This is a genomic window from Fusibacter sp. (genome assembly GCF_057447755.1).
Genome location: NZ_JBVBZF010000169.1, coordinates 1 through 7,466, shown reverse-complemented (window position 1 = coordinate 7,466; position 7,466 = coordinate 1). Strand labels below are relative to the sequence as shown.

The following is a 7,466-nucleotide window of genomic DNA, read 5'->3' as shown; positions in this document are numbered from 1 at the left end:
TAGCTTTACTAACTTTCTAAGATTCATTTTCCATCATAATGCGATCTAGTATTTGAGCCGCTTTGAGTACGACTATTTTACAGCCTTCTTCCTCAGTCCTAAAATCTAACTTCAAAGGCGCACATTCTATTGATTTCATTTCCTTCTCATAATCGCCTATGAACCTTTGAACGATTGGCTTTAAGACTTGAGACTCATGGGCAATGGTCGATGTGAATTTTAAGCCCAGCACCATAACAGAGGCCGTTACAGCACCACATGTTTTTTCTGTCATCATGCCACCGCCAAAACCAGAAGCAATTTTTAATATTTCCTCTGAAATACCAAATCCATAAGCCTTATTGGCACCATAGAGTATTTTTTCAGCACAATTGTAATCCTCAGTTCCGCCAAATCCACTCATAATTAATTGTTCGAGCATCCTATGCCTCCTTGTTATTTGTTTTGATCCTGAAAATCTGATTTATTTTTCCTTTACTGAATACCACCCGAATATACTACCCATTAGGCCAAGACTTATTGATGCTATTAGAAGCAAGAGTCCCGAGATATTAAGAAGGTGATTCATTTCAGGCATGGGCATAAAAGGCAAGGGTGCATCTGCTTTAAGGTATACAAGGCGAATACTTTGATTTATAACCAAAGCTGCAATTAAACCGCTGGATAGCGTGATCCATAAACCTTCAATTAGATAAGGAATCATCATAAAGGCTTCCGGCGCACCTAGGAGATTCATCGTTGTAATCTGTTCTCGATTGTTGTAAATGCCCTGTCTTATAATGTGTCCTGTAAGGACAACCGTTGAAACACCCATAGCCATACTCACAAAGGCAAAGGCATAAGTTATAATGCCAATAAATCGTCTAACCCCCTGTAATATGTCTATATTGTCCCTTACCGTATCCACATTATCGAGTTTCACTAATGCCTGTGTCACACTTTCAACTTGATTTAAATCCACACTGACCTCAAGAAAGGCTAGGAAGGGATTCGTTTCTAAGTAACTCAGCACAGCGGCATCATTTCCTAGGACCGATTTCATTCGTTCATATGCCTCATCAGCGGTAATTTCTGTGACGTCCTTAACCCCTTCGATGTCTTTAATGGCCTTGACGAGACCTATATAATCATCTGAACTTATAGGCGCTTCATAGTAGACGCTTACCTCAGCTTGATTAGATAATGCGGTAGCAAATGTATTGCCGACTTCTCGACTTACCGCCAAAACAGAAAAGATGAAAAATATTAAAGACAGACTTAAAATGGAAAGTATATTTGAAATTTTATTGGTTCTAAAAATAATATAAGCCTCTTTTATGAAATAATGCAACAACTCAATTGGTTTATTCATAAGTCTTTTTCTCCCACATTAATTGACCTTGATTCATTGTTATCAAATGGTGACTTTCTCTACTGCTTATGAGATGGGTTGCATGCGTCGTAATTAAAACACTTGTCTCTTCATCCTTAAATGAGGTTAAGAGTTCTAAAATATTAACAGCATTTTCATGATCAAGGTTGCCCGTAGGTTCATCTGCAATAATGAGTCTTGGCTTTCTTGCCACAGCTCTAGCAATTGCAACTCTTTGAGATTCCCCCCATGATAAATGATCCACTTCCGAACTTAATTTATGACCCAATCCAACTCTTATAAGGGCCTCTTCTGACCTTTCATACATCTCTTTAACACTGAAGTTTAAAAAGCGCATACCAAACATCACATTTTCCATGGTCGTTCTGCCCTCAAGCAATCTGAACTCTTGAAAAACCGGTCCAATCGCCTGTCTTATACGCTTTAAATTGTCCTTGGCCAAAGATTCTCCCAGTATAAACAGTTCACCATTTGTAGCGCTTTCTATGCCCATGAAAAGCTTTAACAAGCTTGTTTTTCCTGATCCGCTCGGTCCCACGATATAAACGATTTCGCCTTGATAACACTCGAAATTTATATCTTTTAGAGCCAGGTTGCCATTGGGATATTCTAAAGTAATATTTTTTGCCTGTATTACAGGTTGTCGCATGAACTTCCTCCTAAAATAATGATGGTTTGACATAAAGTTCTAAGGTGCCTTTTTTGAGAACCACTTTATCAATTTTATAACCTTCAAGTAGATAGGTTAAATCAAGTGACATATAACCCTCACTAAAAAGTTCCTTTATAGACTCCGCTTCCAAAGGCAAGTCATAAAACATGCCATCAGTCACAATATATTTCAAACTATGACCTTCCACGATTTCAAAATACCCAGACAAACTTATTTTTTTCTCAGGTATGCTCACCTGCATGACTTGGTCCTGAAATTCAAACTCAAGTTTCGGAAGCACCGCCTGTTTTTCCAATATTGCATTAAAAACAGATTCACTTATAATCCCTTTGACACCCGTAATGGAAAACTCTAATGAAATAGCATCATAAGGTAGTGCATCCGATTTTACAAGTCTTGAAAATTCGTCAACCGTCTCTTTAAATAGGGGTTTCAGTGCATTCCATGTCTCATTTACCTCATTGAGATAAGCTTCATATTTATCTCTTTCCGTATGTAAATTAGCAAGAGAGGATTCAAGGGCTTGTCTTGTCTGGGTTTTATCAAATATGGTTTCACTCAAATCCTTTTCCAATTGTTCAAGAAATTCGAGTTCCTTCTTTTTTTCAACATTTGCTTGATCCAATGCCTTTCTATTCAGTTCAATTTCATCGACTAACTTTTTATTGTTATTGGTGTAATCTCTAAGAATATTAAGCCTTTGAACGAACTCATTAATGCTGTTTGAACGTATCATGATTTCAAAGAAGCTATTTGCACCATTTTTTTGATAGTGTCTGAGAACATCTCCTAAATGCTTAAGCATATCAGCCTGTTCTTGTGTTTGAACCGCTATTTTTTGATCTAATGCTAAGATTTCTGATTTTATCCCTTCAATTTCCATTTCATAATTTGACGCTTGCAGGGTCAGATTATCAATTTCCTGAGATAAGATAAAGAGCTGCTCTAAAACACCTTTTTCTTGACTGGTAATGCCATCCAGTATATTAACAACTTCAAGAGAAGTTTCTTCCGGCTCTGAAAATGAAATATGATTAGGAAATGTCAATACTATTCCCAAGATAATGCCTAATAAGATACTCAATTTGTTTTTTTTCATAATGCCTCTCTCACAACCTATAGGACGTTCATTTTTCTTATTCAAAAAGAGACAATTCAACTCTAAGCGAGTTGAATTGTTTCCTCTTTTAATGATATTATAATTTCATTTTTCTAATGTCATCTTTTAAGCGTTCTATGTCATTAATCCAATCCTCAATATCATTTTCATGCTCAATTTCATCATTTAAAATGGTTATTGCCATCTGATAGGTTGCAAAATCCTTGCCCTGTGTGAAGCTTGCAATACCTTCGTATCTCTGAATGGCACATCTTTCACCTGCTAGATTTTGTTGAAGCACTGCCTCAATATAAGGATCAGTAGGCGCTTCATATGGGCATTTAGCAAATGATAGCCACTGGTCTGGATTCAAAATTGGTGTGCCACCAAGTTGAATTATGCGATTAACGACAAGTTCAGCATGACCAAGCTCTTGTGTCGCATGTAACAACAATTCTTTTTCAATCTCAGTACGCATTGGTCCTTCCATTACCCGTGCACCAATCCAATACTGATAATAAGCCAACCATTCTTCTGCCAAAGCTTCGTTCAACATTTGAACAAGTTCATTAATGTCCAAATTTACGATTTCCATTGCTTTCTTACCCATGTGCGCCTCCTTAATTAATTTTTTAACCAACATATACAACTCTATGAAATCAGTACCCATTATTTTACTTCAAAATCACAAGTGACGACAGCCGTTATTTCTTTTTCATAGGAATAAGTATCATTGATGCCATAGTCAGCAATTTCATTGGAATAAAGCGATGTGATTTGAAAAACGCCCACTCTAGCCGCTTGAAGCATTCCGATTTTATTCCCAGTAACACCTACCATAGCTTCAGCTCTGGCTTTAGAATCCGAAGTGGCAAGTCCAATCATCTCAATCTTCAAATCTGCCAGTTTCGAATAGAAATATTGAGGATTATTTGAAGTGAAATTAATCCCTTGTTCTATGAGTTCCGTAGCATTTCGGCCAATTTCAGCCACTTCCAATACTCTTGTTGAATTAATTTTAACAGTTTGTGATAGGTTATATGAATCTATGATATTTGTATAAACACCATTATCCAGTATTCGATTTCGCGTATAGGTGTTAACAGATGAAAAAGTGATTTCCTCCGGTTTGATGCCCTTGTCAGCGAAATATTTACGAACGACTTCAGCCTCTTTTTTTAACTCAGCATAGCCTGATGTCATATCATAAGCATCTACACTGAAAGAACCTTCCCAGACGATTACATCAGATTGAATGGTTCTTTTAGCCGAACCAGTAACGGTCAAGGCTTTTGGGGCACTCTTAACACTTTTAACACCCTCCACTACAGTATAGGATGAAATAACCAAACCCACACTTAAAATCAGCGCAACAATAATTAATGTAATGCCGTTAATTTTTTTCATTTTGTCCTCCTCACTCTAGTTGAATGGATTACAAAGTACATTTTACCTTTGAATAATTGATATCTGCTAAGGATTCACACCCTGTCATAATCATCGCATTTGAAAGTTCATCTTTTATTTTGTTGACATATAATGCAACACCTTCTGAACCACCCCCATATACAGCAGTTACAAAGGGTCTTGCTATAATGACGGCATCCGCACCAAGTGCCAAGGCCTTAAACACATCAATTCCAGATCTAAAGCCACCGTCAATGATGATCTTAATCTGTCCCTTGACTGCTTCTACAATATCGTGTAAGACAGAAATAGAAGAAGGTGTCTCATCTAAGACTCGACCACCATGATTCGATACGATAATACCGTAGGCACCAGCATCCACTGCTTTTCTAGCCCCTTCAACCGTCATAATCCCCTTGATGACAAACGGGAGATTAGTACTTGATGTGATACGCTTTAATGTTTCGACATTCATGGGTGCAACTGGCTTACCTTGAGCTGCTAGAATAGAAAGTCCTGCCGCATCAATATCCATTGCAAGTGCAAGAGCATTTGCCTTTTCAGCAAGTCTGATTTTCTCAATGACCTCTTTCTCACTCCAAGGCTTTATTGTTGGTACACCATGACCTCCTAGTGCCAATGTTGCGTCCATTGTCCCAATAAAAACTTCATCCTTGACACCATCTCCTGTGAACGCAATACTGCCAGAAGCCTTACAACCTTTTAATAGGGCCTCTGAAAAAGTCATGTCATCATATAGGTCACTATAGTGCATTTGGACAGCACCTATTGGACCTGCAAAAACAGGGAGATCAAACTCATGATTAAATAATTCACACTTTGTATTTGTATTAAGCCTGTCATGTATGGTATCCATGTTTAAGCTGATCTTCTTTAAATCACTATAGTTTCTGATAAATCCCAAACCTGTGCCTTTACCACCTGGTCCCGGTATTTTTCCCTTACAAACTATGCCATTACATTCGTTGCACACCTTGCAGTGAGGTCCAATTACTTCTTTTGCATTTTTTACGACATCCTGATAATTCATCTTCTACTCCTATCTTTAAGCCATTATTTTAGATGCTAGAGCTCAAAAAGTACACTTAAGCATTTACCAATCACTTTTATCTTTTTAGAATCAACAATTTCAGGCTCTGTGGCACCACCGAGTATCAAAGAATATTCACGGTTATTGACCTTCATCACCTGTCTGATGACTCTCTTATTTTGATATTCCAATAGATAGATCCCATTTTTACCAATTTCATTGCCTTCGAGCACAAAGACCAAATCATTCATTTTAATTCTTAAACCACTGGCTTGATTATTGGTTACCTTTACATAAAGTAATTTTTCGCCGTTGTAGCCTTCAACCTTGTTATCTATAACAGGGTGCTCTTTGAAGCCAATATTTTCCCATCTCACCAAATCATATATCGGTACCCTTTTTACGATGCCCGCTAATGCATCTTGCCACTGACCTGTTGGCACTACATGGTTTTTACTCTTTACCGATTCTTGAACAGGTGTTACTTTTTTTGCAGCCACTTGTTGTGTTTCTGCAGTGAGCTTAGCTTCAATCGCCGGATCAATAAATTCCACTTTCTCATTTAATGCCGCCAATATTTGGTCTGCTATTTTTTCACTGATTACTTTTTTCCCCGATTCGACCTGTAAAAGATAACTTAAAGATACACCACTTTTTTGCGCAAGTTCTTTCTCTGTCATCTTTGCAGCTATTCTTGCATTTTTAATTTTTTCAGCCAAACGATTCACGTAGTCACCTCTTAATATATGTCATTTATAAGACTTTTAGTTCATAGATTTATTATATCAAATGTTTTATGAAAAGGATTGACAAAAATATTTTTTTGGTTTATATTTTATTTAACAGGTTAAATATTTACACGTTAAACAATAAGGTGGTCATATGTCAGAAAGCATGCTTATTATGGAAAAGTTGAAAATTATTCAGAAACAACTCGAAAAAGGCCTTATGAATTTTTATTCTGAGTATCATCTAACGGTGCCTCAACTCACCTTGGTTACCCTACTTGAGAAGCACGGGCAATTAAAGATTACAGATATCAGTAAAGAAATGAACATAAGTCCTGCTGCTGTGTCAGGAATCGTAGACCGTTTAGAAAAGCAAAATTTGGTAATAAGAGTTAGAAGCAAGGAAGATAAACGTAAAGTATTCGTTTCGCTTACGGAAGAGTTCAGTCATTCACATCAGCATATTGACCAAAATCTTTCCAGATACTTGCAGCTCCTTCTGAAATCTATGGACCCACTTGAATCTGAAAAAATATTAGAAGGCTTGTCACTCCTAGAAACACTTCTTATCTCAGGAGATGAAATTTTAGCCAGTCACATCAAGAAGCACATCTAATGTGCTTTTAAAATCTCATTATATGAACGTCGTTCATAAAGAAAGGATCTTATTTATGTTAATTTTTGCAATCGTTTTTATAAGTCTTGCACTTGTGTTCTACACAATTGGTGTTTGGAGTGAAAAACTTCAAAAAGTTTTAAAACCATGGCATGTTGGTATTTTCTGGCTTGGATTGATCTGTGATACACTTGGTACTAATGCAATGGGTAAAATAGCAGGTAGTATCTTTCAATTTAATTTCCATGGTATAACAGGCATGTTGGCAATCGTTTTAATGATGTTTCATGCAGTTTGGGCGACAGTTGTCATCCTTAAAAAAGATGAAAACCAACTCAAAACCTTTCACAAGTTTAGTATTGTCGTCTGGCTAATTTGGCTAATTCCGATGGTATCTGGTATGTTGTTTGGCATGTCAGGTAGTATGTCATAAAAAACACTAAAATCCCCCTTATTTTTAAGGTGTCATACTTCTTTGAAGATGATTACCTTATCATAAGGGGGATTTATTGATATATTT

General features: G+C 36.9%; 10 protein-coding genes. 2 read left to right on the top strand and 8 right to left on the bottom strand.

Annotated features, from left to right (window positions below):
* Nucleotides 1-16 precede the first annotated feature (16 nt).
* The 8 genes from AC220I_RS15250 to AC220I_RS15215 all read right to left on the bottom strand — a co-directional run bounded on the left by AC220I_RS15250 (nucleotide 17) and on the right by AC220I_RS15215 (nucleotide 6,330).
* The gene (locus AC220I_RS15250; protein ID WP_486724717.1) at nucleotides 17-421 is read right to left on the bottom strand and encodes a C-GCAxxG-C-C family protein; all 405 of its coding nucleotides are present in this window, start codon (nucleotides 419-421) and stop codon (nucleotides 17-19) included.
* A 42-nt stretch (nucleotides 422-463) separates the two neighbouring features.
* On the bottom strand, nucleotides 464-1,351 hold the full coding sequence (locus AC220I_RS15245; protein WP_486724716.1) for a cell division protein FtsX: 888 nt from the start codon (nucleotides 1,349-1,351) through the stop codon (nucleotides 464-466).
* Complete coding sequence (locus AC220I_RS15240) at nucleotides 1,344-2,021, bottom strand: cell division ATP-binding protein FtsE (RefSeq protein ID WP_486724715.1); 678 nt, start codon at nucleotides 2,019-2,021, stop codon at nucleotides 1,344-1,346. The genes AC220I_RS15245 and AC220I_RS15240 overlap by 8 nt, the downstream gene beginning before the upstream one ends.
* A gap of 10 nt (nucleotides 2,022-2,031) precedes the next feature.
* Nucleotides 2,032-3,144 (bottom strand): coiled-coil domain-containing protein, encoded by a 1,113-nt coding sequence (locus AC220I_RS15235; protein ID WP_486724714.1) that lies wholly within the window; start codon nucleotides 3,142-3,144, stop codon nucleotides 2,032-2,034.
* Between the two features lie 97 nt (nucleotides 3,145-3,241).
* Nucleotides 3,242-3,754: a ferritin-like domain-containing protein gene (locus tag AC220I_RS15230; RefSeq protein WP_486724713.1), complete on the bottom strand. Its 513-nt coding sequence runs from the start codon at nucleotides 3,752-3,754 to the stop codon at nucleotides 3,242-3,244.
* Between the two features lie 59 nt (nucleotides 3,755-3,813).
* On the bottom strand, nucleotides 3,814-4,551 hold the full coding sequence (locus tag AC220I_RS15225; protein WP_486724712.1) for an SIMPL domain-containing protein: 738 nt from the start codon (nucleotides 4,549-4,551) through the stop codon (nucleotides 3,814-3,816).
* A 28-nt stretch (nucleotides 4,552-4,579) separates the two neighbouring features.
* The gene (locus AC220I_RS15220; RefSeq protein WP_486724711.1) at nucleotides 4,580-5,602 is read right to left on the bottom strand and encodes an alpha-hydroxy-acid oxidizing protein; all 1,023 of its coding nucleotides are present in this window, start codon (nucleotides 5,600-5,602) and stop codon (nucleotides 4,580-4,582) included.
* Between the two features lie 35 nt (nucleotides 5,603-5,637).
* Nucleotides 5,638-6,330, bottom strand: a complete 693-nt coding sequence (locus tag AC220I_RS15215; protein WP_486724710.1) for a helix-turn-helix domain-containing protein — start codon at nucleotides 6,328-6,330, stop codon at nucleotides 5,638-5,640.
* A 154-nt stretch (nucleotides 6,331-6,484) separates the two neighbouring features.
* Here AC220I_RS15215 and AC220I_RS15210 point away from each other — a divergent pair, with 154 nt between their 5' ends.
* Together AC220I_RS15210 and AC220I_RS15205 are read left to right on the top strand one after the other, a co-directional pair.
* Nucleotides 6,485-6,946 carry a MarR family transcriptional regulator gene (locus AC220I_RS15210; RefSeq protein WP_486724709.1) on the top strand — a complete coding sequence of 154 codons (462 nt, stop codon included), beginning with the start codon at nucleotides 6,485-6,487 and terminating at the stop codon, nucleotides 6,944-6,946.
* Nucleotides 6,947-7,001: 55 nt separating this feature from the next.
* Nucleotides 7,002-7,379 (top strand): HsmA family protein, encoded by a 378-nt coding sequence (locus AC220I_RS15205; protein WP_486724708.1) that lies wholly within the window; start codon nucleotides 7,002-7,004, stop codon nucleotides 7,377-7,379.
* Nucleotides 7,380-7,466: the final 87 nt, after the last annotated feature.